At 58.6% G+C, this 14,998-nt stretch carries 10 protein-coding genes and 4 pseudogenes; 9 read left to right on the top strand and 5 right to left on the bottom strand.

Annotated features, from left to right (window positions below; genetic code table 11):
* Together AB9K34_RS00335 and AB9K34_RS00330 are read left to right on the top strand one after the other, a co-directional pair.
* A partial coding sequence (locus AB9K34_RS00335) for a transposase (RefSeq protein ID WP_287883799.1) occupies window positions 1-136 on the top strand: 136 nt, incomplete at its 5' end.
* A 1,219-nt stretch (window positions 137-1,355) separates the two neighbouring features.
* Window positions 1,356-1,730, top strand: a pseudogene (locus AB9K34_RS00330) (integrase core domain-containing protein); the annotation flags it as partial.
* 397 nt (window positions 1,731-2,127) lie between these two features.
* Here the strand turns inward: AB9K34_RS00330 and AB9K34_RS00325 are convergent.
* From AB9K34_RS00325 to AB9K34_RS00315, 3 genes are all read right to left on the bottom strand, one after another.
* Window positions 2,128-5,493, bottom strand: a complete 3,366-nt coding sequence (locus AB9K34_RS00325; protein WP_369952504.1) for an error-prone DNA polymerase — start codon at window positions 5,491-5,493, stop codon at window positions 2,128-2,130.
* Between the two features lie 157 nt (window positions 5,494-5,650).
* Window positions 5,651-7,105, bottom strand: coding sequence for a DNA polymerase Y family protein (locus AB9K34_RS00320; RefSeq protein WP_369952503.1), 1,455 nt, complete (start codon window positions 7,103-7,105; stop codon window positions 5,651-5,653).
* A complete protein-coding gene (locus tag AB9K34_RS00315; protein ID WP_369952502.1) occupies window positions 7,020-7,664 on the bottom strand; it encodes an ImuA family protein in 645 nt (214 codons plus the stop codon). The genes AB9K34_RS00320 and AB9K34_RS00315 overlap by 86 nt, the downstream gene beginning before the upstream one ends.
* Window positions 7,665-7,719: 55 nt before the next feature.
* On the opposite strand from AB9K34_RS00315, the pseudogene AB9K34_RS00310 reads away from it, so the two are divergent.
* Window positions 7,720-7,809: pseudogene (locus AB9K34_RS00310) on the top strand (IS1595 family transposase); the annotation flags it as partial.
* A gap of 62 nt (window positions 7,810-7,871) precedes the next feature.
* A pseudogene (locus AB9K34_RS00305) lies at window positions 7,872-8,357 on the top strand (transposase); the annotation flags it as partial.
* Window positions 8,358-8,709: 352 nt separating this feature from the next.
* Here the strand turns inward: AB9K34_RS00305 and AB9K34_RS00300 are convergent.
* The gene (locus AB9K34_RS00300) at window positions 8,710-8,958 is read right to left on the bottom strand and encodes a hypothetical protein (protein ID WP_369952501.1); all 249 of its coding nucleotides are present in this window, start codon (window positions 8,956-8,958) and stop codon (window positions 8,710-8,712) included.
* 460 nt (window positions 8,959-9,418) lie between these two features.
* On the opposite strand from AB9K34_RS00300, the gene AB9K34_RS00295 reads away from it, so the two are divergent.
* From AB9K34_RS00295 to AB9K34_RS00275, 5 genes are all read left to right on the top strand, one after another.
* Complete coding sequence (locus tag AB9K34_RS00295) at window positions 9,419-10,441, top strand: zinc-binding dehydrogenase (RefSeq protein ID WP_369952500.1); 1,023 nt, start codon at window positions 9,419-9,421, stop codon at window positions 10,439-10,441.
* A 40-nt stretch (window positions 10,442-10,481) separates the two neighbouring features.
* Window positions 10,482-10,901, top strand: coding sequence for a PaaI family thioesterase (locus AB9K34_RS00290; protein ID WP_369952499.1), 420 nt, complete (start codon window positions 10,482-10,484; stop codon window positions 10,899-10,901).
* 49 nt (window positions 10,902-10,950) lie between these two features.
* Window positions 10,951-11,781: a VOC family protein gene (locus AB9K34_RS00285; RefSeq protein ID WP_369952498.1), complete on the top strand. Its 831-nt coding sequence runs from the start codon at window positions 10,951-10,953 to the stop codon at window positions 11,779-11,781.
* Between the two features lie 34 nt (window positions 11,782-11,815).
* Window positions 11,816-13,369, top strand: coding sequence for a class I adenylate-forming enzyme family protein (locus AB9K34_RS00280; protein ID WP_369952497.1), 1,554 nt, complete (start codon window positions 11,816-11,818; stop codon window positions 13,367-13,369).
* A 194-nt stretch (window positions 13,370-13,563) separates the two neighbouring features.
* On the top strand, window positions 13,564-13,797 hold the full coding sequence (locus tag AB9K34_RS00275; protein WP_369952496.1) for a DUF6429 family protein: 234 nt from the start codon (window positions 13,564-13,566) through the stop codon (window positions 13,795-13,797).
* Here AB9K34_RS00275 and AB9K34_RS00270 read toward each other — a convergent pair.
* Window positions 13,778-14,998: pseudogene (locus AB9K34_RS00270) on the bottom strand (IS66 family transposase); the annotation flags it as partial. The gene AB9K34_RS00275 and the pseudogene AB9K34_RS00270 sit on opposite strands and share 20 nt — an antisense overlap.

The following is a 14,998-nucleotide window of genomic DNA, read 5'->3' as shown; positions in this document are numbered from 1 at the left end:
TCTGGTCGAGCGCTGCTTCAACAAGCTCAAAAACGCCCGGCGCGTCGCCACCCGCTACGACAAGACCGCCGAGAGCTTCCTTGGCTTCATCGACATCACATCTATCCGCCTATGGCTCCGCCATTTGTCAACATGACCTAGCGCATTGTAGTAGATATTTGTGCTCAGTTTCAGATTAGCCTGAAACAATCCGAACATATGAGACCGCGATAGCCCGGATTCGCGCGCGACGTCATTGAGGCTAAAAGCGTTGCCCATATTTTCACGCATGTAGGTGATTGCTCTCCGAACTCTGAAATCTGTGAGGCCGACCAATGGCCGACGATAACCGTTCCGGTATTCGCGTCTCCGGGAATATTGCTCGATGATGGATAACATCAGATCGTCAAGCTCGGTCAGGATGGCCTCCCCGCCGCGAGGCTCCCGCATCGAGTCTGCCAAGCGCTGGACAGCAGTTCTGATGTGCCCGTCCATGCGTACACCCGATTGTGGAAAAAAATCCGAACACGCGTTAACCGCTAAATCGGTTTCGTGATCGCTCAACCAGTCCGGTTCGATGTAAAGCGCTAGAATAGTGATTTTGGCCTGTGACGAGTGATGGAAATAGGCACGCGCTTCCCAAGTATTGATAAGAACGATTTGATCGTCGGTAAGAACATAATCTCGATTGGAGACCCGAAAGGCACTTTCGGCATCGGATATCTTTACTAAGATATGACAATGGGGATGGGCATGCAGCACCAGATCGTGCGTCATGTCAAGCAAGGCAACTCGGCTAAAGCGTCCCTGTATGATATCGACGGCGTCCTTCATGTGTTTCCTTTCCGGTTCACGCGCCCGAATGGCAGGTCACCGTTTGGATATGACTGTCACAATTTACCTACTTTTTACCTACTTTGATCTGCACTCTGCATACGAACTCTATTCAGTCCTGCCCATCAATAGTATTAATATTATATGATATTTTGCATCATGAAGCGTGAATGCTTTTGACGCTGGATTTCCTTGTATTTTTTGGACTTTTGGGAAAATGCAGTAAGTTCCGGCCTATCGCCTACGCCTATGATATCTGCTACGAAAACAGCCGGAGCGCCGAAGCTTCTGGAGAAAAAGCATGGTCTTGTCTTATGAATTTGGGAGGTCCCCTGTTTAGAAGGGAGCTACTGGTGTCCCCCGTCAGCACCTTTGGAACATCTGATTTGATTTCGTAACGGAGGGTTTCTGGCTCATCGTAACCGCCAAGGAGTGGAGATGATACAGAAACCCGGAACGCAGAAAGAGCCCGCCGAGAAGGTCGTGAAGGATATTCGGCGGCGCACCAGGAAGCATCATCCGGCCGAGGAGAAGATCCGGATCGGCCCCGGCTGCTCAGCGATAATGGCCGCAGTTACATCTCCGGGGAGCTGGCCGACTGGATGGCCAGCCGGGACATGGATCACATTCGCGGTGCCCCGCGCCATCCGCAAACCCAGGGCAAGATCGAGCGCTGGCACCAGACCCCCAAGAATCGCGTCCCGCTCGAGAACTACTACCTGCCAGGCCCCTTGGAAGCGGCGATCGGCGACTTCATCGACCACTACTACCACTACCGCTACCACGAGAGCCTCGGCAACCTCACCCCTGCCGATGTCTAACTCGGCAGGGCCGAAGCCATCCTGCGACGACGAAAGGATATCAAAGCCAGGACCATCGAGAAGTGCCGCTTGTTGCACCGCCAGACAGCGGCATAGGCTGAAACCCCAACGAGCCAGACCCTCCATTCGAGATCAGGCACTCGTGCTCCAAATCAACTGACGACGGACACATCAAGGTATCGAAAACCGAGTTGCTGAGAACACTCGCGGGTGGCCAGATGCGGCAATCGGCGGCGATTGGCGTTCCCAGTTTTATACTGTCAGATGTCAGCGATTTCTGACTCACTCAGCTTCACTTTCCTGGAGATTGGCAAAGTGCCCGTCAGGCACTTCCACCCCAAACGTCAAGCATTTCCACCCTATTTCGCGCCAAAAGCTCTTGGCCAGTCCCGTCGCTCCCGGCCCAGAACTGCCGTTGAACGTTAGCTCATGATTCTGCGGTTGTATCCAGTGTTGCTGCCATTCACTAGCTTTGGCAGAGATTTCGTTGACTTTAGTGAAAATCTCGGCTTGGAAACAGGTGTTTGGCCTGATCGCGCGGATGCATGGCGCGTGGGGCAGGTAGCGGCTTGGGGGCGCTGTCTGTTTTGGCAGTAGTCTGGCTGATGGCCGCGTCCATGGGGTCGCCCAGATCGGACAGTCGGTCCGAGATATCATCAATCCGCTCGGCGATCAGATGCACAACAATTCCTTCGCGTTGCAGCATGCCGGTGACGCGCAACAGGCGGCCACCCATCACGGCGCGGCGGAACTGGTCGAAGACCTTGCGCCAGACGACGACATTCGAGACGCCGGTTTCATCTTCCAGCGTCAGGAACACCACGCCGGAGGCCGTGCCGGGGCGCTGGCGGGTGACCACAAGGCCGCAGACGATGGTGCGCTGCAGGGGCGCATTAACCAAGGCGTCATGTCGGGTCAGGCCAGCCATGGACGGGCGCAGCAATTCCATCGGATGAGCGCGCAGGGTCAGGCGGGTGGCGAGGTAATCCTCGACCACCTCTTCGCCGATCTGCATTTGCGGCAAGATCACATCGGGCTCAGTGATCGTCTCGCCATCGATGGCGTCGTCGAACAGGGGCAGGACGGTCGGGGCGCGGATCGCGCGCACCTCCCACAGCGCATCGCGGCGGGTCAGGCCGATCCCTGCAAAGCCATCCGCCTCGGCCAGGCGCTCCAGCACGGCGGGTGCGACCCCGGCGCGCAACCAGACCATCTGCGGGTCGCGATAGCCATTGCCGCGCGCTGCGACGATCCAGCCCGCGTCCTCTTCGCGGAACCCTTTGATCTGGCGAAACCCCAGCCGCAGCGCCAGCGACCCATCCGCCCGGCGTTCCAGCGTGTTGTTCCAGGCGCTGTGATTGACGCAGATGGGCCGCACCTCGACCCGGTGTTCGCGGGCGTCGCGCACGATCTGGGCGGGGGCGTAAAACCCCATCGGCTGGCTGTTCAGCAGCGCGCAGGCAAAGATCGCCGGGTGATGGCGTTTCAACCAGGCCGAGACATACACCAGCACCGCAAAGGCCGCCGCGTGGCTTTCGGGGAAACCGTAATCGGCAAAACCCTCGATCTGGGAAAAGCAACGGGCGGCGACGTCTGCGCTGTAGCCATTGGCCATCATGCCTTTGATGAATTTGTCGCGGTGTTCACCAATCGTGCCCATGCGGCGAAAACTGGCCAGCGACCGGCGCAGCTTGTCGGCCTCTTCGGCGGTATAGCCGGCGCCGACCTCGGCAATCTGCAGCGCCTGTTCCTGAAACAGCGGCACGCCCAGTGTGCGGCGAGTGACGGTTTCCAGCGAAGGGCCGAAGGGTTCGGGCGCCTCAAGCCCCTGCCGCCGCCGCAGATAGGGTTGCACCATGCCGCCCTGAATGGGACCGGGGCGGACTATGGCGACCTCGATAACCAGATCATAGAATTCGCGCGGCTTCATGCGGGGCAGGAAATTCATCTGCGCCCGGCTTTCGACCTGAAAGACGCCGACCGCATCGGCAACCTTCAGCATCTGATAAGTCGAGGGGTCCTCGGGCGGCACGGTGGCAAGCGTCCAGTTCTGACGTTCATGATCCGCCAGCAGACCAAAGGCCTTGCGGATGCAGGTCAGCATACCCAGCCCCAGCACATCGACCTTGAGGATCTTCAGCACGTCGATATCGTCCTTGTCCCATTCGATGATGGTGCGATCTTCCATCGCGGCATTCTCAATCGGACACAGCTCGTCCAGCCGTCCTTTGGTGATCACGAAACCGCCGACATGCTGGGACAGATGGCGAGGAAAGCCAATGATTTCGCCGATCAGACGCAGGGTCTGGGCAAGGCGGCGGTCAGATGGATCTAGGCCCAACTCGCGAATGCGGTCCATATCGGGGCCGTCGCTGGAATAACCCCAGATCTGGCCGGACAGCCCGGCGGTGACATCCTGCGACAGGCCCATCACCTTGCCGACCTCGCGGATCGCGGCACGGGACCGGAAATGGATCACCGTGGCGCAAAGACCCGCACGGTGGCGGCCGTATTTGGCGTAAATCCACTGGATGACCTCTTCGCGGCGCTCATGTTCGAAATCCACGTCGATATCGGGCGGCTCGCCCCGGTGGCGCGACACGAAGCGTTCAAACACCATGCCGATCATCTCGGGCTTCACATCGGTGATACCCAGCAGATAGCACAGGATCGAATTGGCGGCCGATCCGCGCCCCTGACACAAAATCCCCTGTGATCGCGCGTATTGCACGATGTCATGCACGGTCAGGAAATAAGCCGGGAAATTCAGTTCCTCGACCACGGCCAGTTCCTTGGTCAGCAGCTTTTTCGCCTTCTCGATGGCGCCGTTCGGATAGCGCCGGGCCAGCCCTTCCTGAGCCAACCGTATCAGCCGCGCCATGGGCGTTTCACCATCCGCGATCTCGTCGGGGTAATCATAGCTGAGCTGGCCCAGATCAAAGCTGCAGCGATCCGCGATCTCGATCGAGCGGCGCAGGGCTGCGGGGTGATCGATGAACATCCGCGCCATGTCCGCGGCGCCTTTTAGCCGGCGTTCGGCATTGGGCAGGGCATTGCGGCCAATCTGGTCGATGGTGCAGCCTAAGCGCATGCAGGTTAGCACATCGACCAGTTGGCGGCGGTGGGCGCGGTGCATCAGCACATCCCCGACCGCGACCATCGGCGCAGATGTCAGACGCGACAGCCGAGCGCATTGATTCAGCCAGTCGCGGTGCTGCCCGTCATAGCGTGGCGCGGCGCCGGTAAAGACGCAACCGGGATAGTGGCGGCGCATCCGGCCGATATCCTCGGCCGTGCTGGCCATGTCGCCCGGCAGCGCGATCAGGATCATCCCCGCGCAACCCTCCAACAGATCGGCCATGTCCAGATGGCAGTCGCCCTTTCCCGCGCGCCGTTTTCCAAGGGTCAGTAGCCGCGTCAGCCGTTGATAACCCGTTTTGTCGGTCGGCAGTGCGACCCATTCGACGGCGCTGTCGCGCAGCACCAGCCGGCAGCCGATGATCAGTTTCGGCAGCTGCGGGATGCGGGGGCGGGGCAGCTCCCTGGGGCTGCCGATTTCCTGACGAGAGCAACTGTCGACCCGATGCTGGGAACGGATGCGCACGCTGCCCTCGGCCTCTTCGCGCAGGATTTGCAGGGCGCGATAGGCCCTGACCACACCGGCCAGCGAATTGCGGTCGGTGATGGCGATGGCGGCGAGGCCCAGTTCGGCCGCGCGGGTCATCAGCTCTTCAGGATGAGAGCCGCCGGTCAGGAAGGTGAAATTCGTGGTCACGCATAATTCGGCGTAACCCGCGCCCCTGTCAGGGGGGGCGGTCGGATGATTCAAGTCGGTCGGATTTTCCAGGTCGGTCGGCATTGGATCGGCGGTCGAATCGTTCATGTCAGTCAGGTCGGCATTGGCATCAGTATCGGCATCTGCGGTCTGGCCGGCGGCGGCAGCGGTCGGGTCGGCCTCGGCAGTTCGGTCGGTCGGGCTTGATGACGCGGCATGGCGTCGGTCGCGCAGGGCCTGGTCACGCGAACTCTCCCTGAACGAACCAGCCCGGCTTTTGCGGCGTGTGAAACAGCCACAGCCGCCGGCCCTGCACCGTTTCGACGCGCCAGTAATCGCGCAGACCGCTGCGCCAGTCGGGATCATCCAGCCACCATTCGGGTGCGATCCGTTCCGGGCCGGTGGCGCGGGCCGTGCGCAGCGCCATGCGCCGCCAGCGAAAGCGGTCGGGTGGACGGTTGCCGGTTGCCGAGATCGGCTCTGGCGGGAAGATCCGCAGCGGTCGCGGATTGGGGCTGATCCAGTCGCCGCCCGCCTGGGCATGGGTTGCCGGCACGATGATGAAGGCGCGTTCGGGAATATGGCTGTCAGCGGGCAGAAAACGCTGCACATTATCCAGCCCGATCCGGGTGCCGATGCGGGTGATCAAATCGTCCTGCCGGGCGCAATCGCGATTGCCGGTCTGGGTGATCTGTTCGGCGGGCAGGGATTCGACCTGCACCGCCTCCAGCCGGACCTGATCGATGCCGAAACCCGCATCGATCTGCGAGACCCCGTGCCGGAACAACGGCAGGATGCGGGTGGGATCGCGCATGGGCCGGGCCAGGCGCAGTTCGACCTGCTGGGCATGGCTGTCGACCCGACGCAGCGTCAGGCACAGCATGCGTGCCCCGGCCTGTTGGGCATGCAGCTTGTCACAAAGCCGGATCAGCAGGCGATTGGCCGCCGCCATCACATCGTCCTCCAGCCCGATGGGATCGGGCAGGGTCATGCGGATGCCGTAATGCGGCGGCTCTGCCTCGGGGCTGATCTGTTCGGGCCGATCCCCAAGCGCCTGATCCAAACGCAGCAACAGATCCGGCCCGAACCGCCGCGCCAGAGGCGCCCGGGGCATTGTCGACAACTGGCCGATGCGGCGCAGGCCCATCCGCTTCAGCCCGGTCGCGATGGACTGATCCAGCCGCAACGCCTCCACCGGCAGATCCTCAAGCGCCGCATCCGCGCCATAATGCGCTCGCGCCCAGGCCGCCCCGCGCGTATCGCCCAGACCCAGCCTTATGGACAGGCCCGCCCGTTCCAGCCGCTGGCGCATCCCTTCCAGCATGGCCTGTTCGCCGCCGAAGAGATGAGCCGATCCGGTGATGTCCAGCACCAGCCCATCCGTGCCCTCACGCGCCACCCAGGGGCACCATCGCAGACCCCAGCGACGCAGCGCGGCCAGAAATTGCGCATCCAGGTCGGGCCGCGCTACTTGGCTGATCAGGTCGGGGCAAAAGGCCCGCGCGTCGGAAAAGCTCATCCCGCGATACAGACCCTGCTGTTCGGCCGCCGCATTCAGGCAGTGAATTCGGTTGGCGTTGCTCTCCTTCAGAGTCAGAACAAATGGGTGATCAGTCGGGCGCGTCCTCAGAACCCGGTCGCTGGAGAGCCGGGGGAACCACAGCGACACGACCCGCCTCTGTATTCCATCGAACATGCCAATACCCAAGTGTTCCTGATTTGTTCTTGATAAGCTGCCAGCATTGCAGAGTCGAGTCGTCCGGGTCAAAGATCGGGGCTGAATGCCAGCGCGTCTCGGTCGCGTTGCTGCCCATACCTTCGGGGATCAGGCACAACCCGGTCTTGCCGCCGGCCTGTGCCGCAAGCTGCAATCGCCGCCCGACCGTCAGGCTTAGCGGGGCGCTGATCTGCAACGCCACCATCCCGAAAGCACCGTCGCGCAGCGCCTCCTCGGCGACGGCCAGGACATCTGTCTGATCCTTGGCCAGGGCCATCACCAAACGCGCCGGATCAAAGCCCTCAAACCCCTGCGGATACAGCATTTCAGGCTGCCATTGTTCCCGCACCCACAACACATCCACCCCCATTTGCCTGGCAGTCCACAGCACATAGGTAATGGCGCCGGGGCCGGATACTTCATGAAGGCGGCCGGTTCTAAGAGGATAGGCGGTACCAATCGATCGCTGCATCAGAATCATTAGGTCAGAAAAGGTCCTAGCCTTCATAACAGCCCTTTGACCGATATGCAGCGCCAATAGATTAGGCGTGTATCCCTTTGATACAAGTACACTGCAACTCTATATTGCGGTCATGCAAAAGAGCAAATCAGCATCCCCCGACTTTAGCGTTCGCGGCTTCTTCAAGCGGTTCCCGGACGATGAAACCTGCCTTGATCATGTTGACCTGCCACGGGATTTTTCCTCCACCGTCGATTAGAGTCCGACCCAACTTGAGGACGGACAATGAAGCGAACGAGATTCACGGACGAGCAGATCATCGGCATCCTGGCCGAACACGAGGCAGGCGCGAAGTGCGCGGACCTGTGCCGCAAGCACGGCATGTCGGAAGGCACTTTCTATAACTGGAAGGCGAAGTTCGGCGGCATGACGGTGCCGGAGGCAAAGCGGCTGAAGACGCTCGAAGACGAGAACGCCAAGCTGAAGAAGCTGCTGGCCGAGCAGATGCTGGACTTGGCGGCGATGAAGGAACTGGTTTCAAAAAAAGTGGTGACGCCTGCCGTGAAGCGCGAGGCGGTCGCGCATCTGAGGTCCCTGCTCGGGCTCTCGGAACGGCGGGCGTGCCGGATTGTCGGGGCGGATCGCAAGATGGTCCGCTATCAGGCGCAGCGAGCTCCGGATACGGATCTGCGTGGCCGTCTGCGCGAGCTGGCCAACGACCGCAGACGGTTCGGCTATCGGCGGCTCTTCGTGCTGCTGCGCCGCGAGGGTGAGCCGTCCGGGATCAACCGGGTCTAAGTTTCATAACAACCGCCATGCAAGACCAACCCCGTTTCGGTTACGCCACCGATTTCCAAGGGCGCGTCGAAGAAAACGTAGCCCGTTTCAGCTTCGGGCTTTGACCAATCGGGAAAGAAGCTAATTTCCTTCGTTGCTCGAAAAATCTTCAGGACATCCACAATGGATTATAGATAGATCTTTAGAGGTCTCGGTGCGGGTCAAAACTTGCGTCAAGGGGATACACTCTAAGCAAAATCAGAAGCATAACCGGCGCTCAAGACGAGCGAAGTGGGACATCCGGTCCAATTCAACCAGTGTCTGAATCAAGACGTCAATCAGCCGTCTATTTCCACTTACCTTGGCAATTGATAGATGAAAAGTCGGTATTGCGCTGCAAGCAATCAGCCACGCTTTCTTTTCTATTGGGGTCGTAATCGGCGCTACACAACTCGTCCAGCCGATGAAGGGTGGTTGCATCCACATTACCGACCATCAACCTCACACAGACCACTTCGATAATTTCACGCAATTGGAATAGATCGCTGAGATCGCGCAAGGTGATCGGCTTAACGCGATGGGCCTGACGCCGCATTGGTTGCAAAAGCCCTACATGCGACAGCCGATCAAGAACTGCACGGGTCGCTGCGCGACCCAGGCTTAACTGTCCAGAGAGATCAAATTAGGTTACGATGATGCCAGGCATGAGCTCACATCGGACGATAGTCTGGTGAAGCGCGTGGAAAGCGATATCGCTCTGTCGCGGCGCACCTTTCGCCGCGCTGCTGCAGGTACCCATCTGCAAAACATGTTCCATGAAGGTTTTGAACATATTTATGCGCCGAGGGCAAGCGCGTCGCGTCGGCCGCAAAAGGGGTGAGAATAGCACCTTTCAAATGAGCTCTCAAAAAATCCAAGCGATCCTCCAGGAAAATTCTCGCCCCCGATATCAGTAGTCGTGATACCTCTTAGCAATAAGAATTGGGTATCCAAATACTGTAAATGGGATAAAAGCATGAATAACAATCTCAGTAACATTTTAATGGAGATGCAAGATGGCAAAGGGAACAACTATGCGCGCATTGGTGCTTGAAAGTCACGGCGGACTGGAAAATCTGAAAGTGGTGGAAGATCACCCCATTCCAGAGGCTTCCGAGGGTCATGTGGTTATTCGCGTTGGCGCATCGTCGTTCAACTATCACGACATTTTCACTGTGCGCGGTATGCCGGGCATAAAAGTGCCTCTGCCAGTGGTTATCGGTCTCGATATGGCGGGTGAAATCTCCGAGGTCGGCAGCCGTGTGAAGGGATGGAACGTGGGGGATCGCGTCCTTGTCAACCCGCTCAACAAGCAAAAAGGCCTTCTGGGTGAGATGATGGATGGCGGCATGGCGCAATACTGCCTCGTCTCGGCCGATCAGCTGATCAAGATGCCGGATGACGTTTCCTATGAAGACGCGGCTTCATTGCCGGTCGCCTACGGTACGGCACACCGGATGATTGTGACCCATAATACTGTCAAGGAGGGGGACAAGGTTCTTGTACTCGGAGCGTCCGGCGGTGTGGGGACGGGATGCGTTCTGCTGGCTAAAATGCTTGGTGCCGAGGTGATCGCCTGCGCTGGCGGCGAGGACAAGATGCAGCGTTTGCGAGATCTTGGGGCGGACCATGTCATCAACTATAAAGAAGTCGACTTTTCCAAATGGGCCGTGGAGAAATATGGCAAGCCTCAGCGTCGCAACTATGACGGTGGCGTTGATGTTGTTGTGAACTTCACCGGAGGCGACACTTGGTTCCCATCTCTGCGCTGCATCAAGCGGGGCGGAAAACTGCTCACGTGTGGCGCAACTGCAGGACATGATCCGAAAGAGGATTTGCGGTACGTCTGGAGTTTTGAGCTCCAGATCATCGGATCCAACAGCTTTTATGATGACAACCTTTCGGCTCTGATGGATTTGGTCGCAGTGGGGAAATTGAAACCTGTCGTGGACAAGGTTCTTTCTCTGGATGAAGCGGTCGAGGGGCTGCGGTTGATCGAAAACCGCGAGGTTCTGGGCAAAGTTGTTATCACACCCTGAGCCGAACCGGCCAGCGAAACCTTAATTTGGGGAACTGAAGATGACAGATAAATTGACAGCGGCTGATGTCGAAGAAATGCTCCTGCGGGGCCCTTTCCACCAATGGCTTGGTATCACGGTCCAAAAGGTCGAAGAGGGTGAAATCGAACTGACCGCCAAATGGCGCGATGAATGGGTGGTCAATCCCAAGGGCGGCTACACTCACGGCGGTATTCTTGCCACGCTCATTGATCTCACGGCTGACTGGGCACTTGTGTCCCATACTGGCCGCGGCGTTCCAACAATCGACATGCGGGTGGATTATCATCGCGCTGCGATGCCCGGCAATCTGACGGTTAAGGGTCGCGTGATTAAAGCCGGACGGCAGATATCAGTCGCCGAAGCAAGCGTCTACGACAAAGATGGGGTGCTCCTCGCGAGCGGTCGGGGGGCCTATAACACAACGCCTCCCAAGGCGTAATGGTTTCTGTTCCATGTCGACATCACCAGTGAAGATCGGACAACAGAAAATGAAAATAGCTTCGGACACTTCCTCGCGTGAGGGGGTGTTTGACCAAGCGGTCCTAAATCTCCACTATGAACTGGACGCGGGCGAGCAATTGTTCTCATCGCTGGGGTTCAACGTGACACATCGTGGTTATCACACCCTTGGCTCCATGAATCATCTGATCGTTTTCGGCACCGACTATCTGGAGTTAATCGGTCTGTGCCCAACCAACCCCAATCTACGCAAGGGACTTTTGGATTGGCCTGTTGGCCTGAACGGACTTGTTGCTGGAACTGTTGATACAGGACGTACGTACGCCCGTCTGAAATCCAACAAATTACCGGCTCTTGAACCTAAGTCGTTCAGCAGGCCGGTAACAATGGATGGCGTGGAAACTGAAGCGAAGTTCCAAACGGTTCATCTTGATCCCGGATATTTTGCGGTATCGCGGGTTTACTTTCGCGAGCACCTGACCTCCGCTCTAATATGGACCGCTGATAACCAGCGGCATCCCAATACGGCAACCGCACTGACCCGCCTCATCATCGCAACCGATGATGTTGCAGGTGCGGTCGGGCGACTGGCCAAGACGTTTGGGCTGGAACCAGCAGCCGAAAATATTGTCGAGCTTAATGGCAGCACCAGATTTGAATTCCGTAACAAGCAGGAACTCACCCAAGCCTATGGCGGGTCAATAGTTCTCGATACATCCGCTCCAAAGATCATCGGGCTCAGCATTGGCGTGGCATCGCGCGACGGCTTCTTGGCAGCTTTGGAACCTGGCGTATCTGAAAAGCTCGTATCGCCGGATCCGGGTCGATTTATTCTGCTGCCAACCACTGTTTTGGCCTGATGCTGGAGTTTCATGAAACTGAGAGGATATCATTATGACGCGATTCTCCAACCTCGGAATGCTGATCAATCCAGCATGCGCCATGAATAAAATAGCGGTGCAGGAATTTGGTCGCGAGAATGACCGGGCAGTCACCTATGGCGCTCTCGATACGCTTGCCAACAAGGTCGCGAACGGTCTGATTAGTCGCGGCTACGAGAGAAACGACAGGATTGCCATACTCAGCGCGAATAGCTCTGACTATCTCGCGGTCCACCTCGGGGTGATGCGGGCAGGTATGATTTCCGTTCCAATCAATCACAGGCTGCCCCTGCATTTGGTCGAGTACATCATCGGCGATAGTGGAGCGAGACAGGTTTTTTGTGATCGAGACCGTCAATCAATGGTCCAGGATGGCATACCTACAATTAATTTTGACGATCCGGGCGCGCTGGCAGGATTTGGTGACGAGGGCTCTTTTGACGCCGTGGAACCGGACAGCGGAGACATCGCCACATTTCTTTACACTTCTGGCTCCACGGGTAAGCCAAAGGGTGTCATGCTGTCGCATGATGCACAGCGTTGGGTGATCGAACAAAGGCTGCAAAATACCAGTATTGAAAGTCAGAATATGCTGATCGCTGCCCCTCTCTACCATATGAACGCGCTTGCCCTGTCGCACTTGGTCTTGGCAGGCCACGCGAGCATGGTTCTGATGCCGCAATTTAACGCCCGCGCCTACACAGAAGCGGTCGCTCGGTTCCGCTGCACTTGGCTCACCTCTGTTCCGCCAATGATTGCCATGATGTTGGATGACAAAGAGGCTATCAAGGCCGCTGATTTTTCTTCAGTGCAGCATCTTAGGATGGGGTCTGCGCCGGCAAGTGCCACGCTACTTGCGGAAATCAGACGAAATTTTTCCAAGGCGAAGATCCACAATGCCTATGGCACGACAGAAGGCAGCCCGATCGTTTTTGGACCCCACCCTGATGGCAAGCCGACGCCCGATCTTTCTCTGGGATACCGCAACTTGGCAGTCGATCTGCGCCTGATGGATGCCGCTGGCATGGAGGCCGATGAAGGTGTATTGCAAATGCGCTCCCCCGGCCTGATGAGCGGCTACCACAATCGCCCGGACTTGGCTCTGCCGTTCACCGATGATGGCTACTACGTTACCGGAGACATCTTTAGTCGCGACAACGATGGATTTTATTACTTTGTTGGCCGTGCAGACGATATGTTCGTCAGCGGTGGAGAAAACATATTCCCGGGCGAGATAGAGCGGATGCTCGAATCCCACCCCGATGTGGTCCAGGCCTGCGTCGTACCCGTCGATGACGCGATCAAGGGAAAGAAACCCGTCGCTTTTATTCGGCTCTCTCCAGACGCGACGTTGGACGAAGACACGCTGAAAGTCTATGCTCTAGAGAATGGCGCATCCTACCAACATCCGCGTGAGATTTGGTTCCTTGATGAAATCCCGTTGGCGTCGACCAACAAGGTGGACCGCCCCCTGCTCACACTTCGGGCAAATGAGTTGATAAAAAGCGCCGCAAAAGCACACGTGTCCCCCGTCAGCACCTTTGGAACATCTGATTTGATTTCGTAACGGAGGGTTTCGCCACCACCGCCGCTAGGTGCATCCGGTCGGACAGGCTGGGAAAGAGATCGCGCCCGGCCTCATACCAATCTCCCATATTCGCCCGTAGCCCCATGCCAAACCCGTGGGCCGCGTCGTAGATCCGTTCGTAACCGGCCGATCTTGGCCGCAGTGGCAGCGATAATCTGTGATAGGCTCGCGCCATGGAGATTGATCGGGACCAGATCGACGATGCTGTTCTGGGTTTGATGTGGCTGACGCTGCACGACGATCGTCGGGCGTGGAAAGGTTTTGACTGGGAGTGCTTGGCGCGGTTGCACGAGAAGGGGTTGATTGCCGATCCTGTCAGCAAGGCGAAGTCGGTTGTCTTGACGGATGAGGGGCTGAGGCGGGCCGAGGAGCTCTTTCGAACGCTGTTCACGCGGCCTCGGCCTTGACGGTGCCCATGGGCTTCCAGTTCCACGGAAGCAGTTCGTCGATCCGGTTGATCTTGTGGTCGTTGATCCGGGCGAAGATGTCGGTGAGATAGGCCTGTGGGTCGAGGCCATTGTCTTTGCAGGTTTCGATGATGGTCATTGCGTCGGCCAAAGCCTCGCCGCCCGCGTCCGAGCCTGCAAATATAAAATTCTTTCTGCCCAATGCGATAGGCTTCATCTTCCGCTCGGCCGGGTTGTTGTCGATCGCGACGCGGCCATCGTCGAGAAACAGGCAGAACGTCGCCCAACGGTTCAGCCCGTAGCGGAACGCCTTGGCCAGATCGCTCTTGCCGGGAATGCGCTTGAGCTGATCCTCGGCCCAGGCCCTGAAGGCCTCGACCTTGGATTTGCTCCGGGACTGACGCGCGGCGCGGCGGGCCTCGGCGCTTTGCCCGATGATCTCGGCCTCGATGTCGTAAAGCTCGCCGATCCGCTTGAGGGCCTCCAGCGCGATGGCAGAGCCGGTCCCCTTGTTGACGTCGAAGAAGTCTCGCCTGAGGTGCGCCCAACAAGCGGCCTCACGGATCCGCGGCTGGCCGCTCTCGTCCGGCTCATAGAGCGATTTGAAGCCGGTATAGGCATCGGCCTGCAGGATGCCGCGGAAACCGGCGAGATGCTTCTGGGGATGCTCCCCCTTGCGATCGACCGAGAAGAAATAGGCGCTGCAGGGCGGCGCCGTTCCACCCCAGGGTCGGTCATCGCGCAGATAAATCCAGATCCGTCCCTCCTTCACGCCCTTGCCGATCCCCTCGATGCGCTTCGAGGGATCGAGGACGCGGACGGTGGTGTCGTCGGCATGCAGGCGGTCGGTCTTCATCACCTCCGTACGGATCCGCTCGACCAGCGGCGCCAGCACCCGGACGCTTTGGCCGCACCAGTCGACCAGCGTCGAAGCCGGGACGTCGGCCCCCATCCGGGCCAGGATCTCGCGCTGCCTATAGAGAGGCAGATGGTCGTCGAACTTGGAAACCAGGATGTAGGCCAGCAAGCCGGGCCCACCATGGCGCACGGGATCGGGCGCGACGGCGCCGGCAGTTGGGTGATCTTCTCGCAGCGCCGGCAGGACTTCTTCAACCGGGCCGTCTCGACCACCTTCAGCTTGGCGGCGATCAGATCGAGAATCTCACTGACATCTTCGCCGATCAGGCGCAGGGCGCCGCCG

It is taken from the genome of Sedimentitalea sp. XS_ASV28 (genome assembly GCF_041224545.1).
Taxonomy (GTDB): domain Bacteria; phylum Pseudomonadota; class Alphaproteobacteria; order Rhodobacterales; family Rhodobacteraceae; genus Sedimentitalea.
The sequence above is the reverse complement of the archived record's forward strand: the minus strand, read 5'-3'. Positions and strand labels throughout refer to the sequence as shown.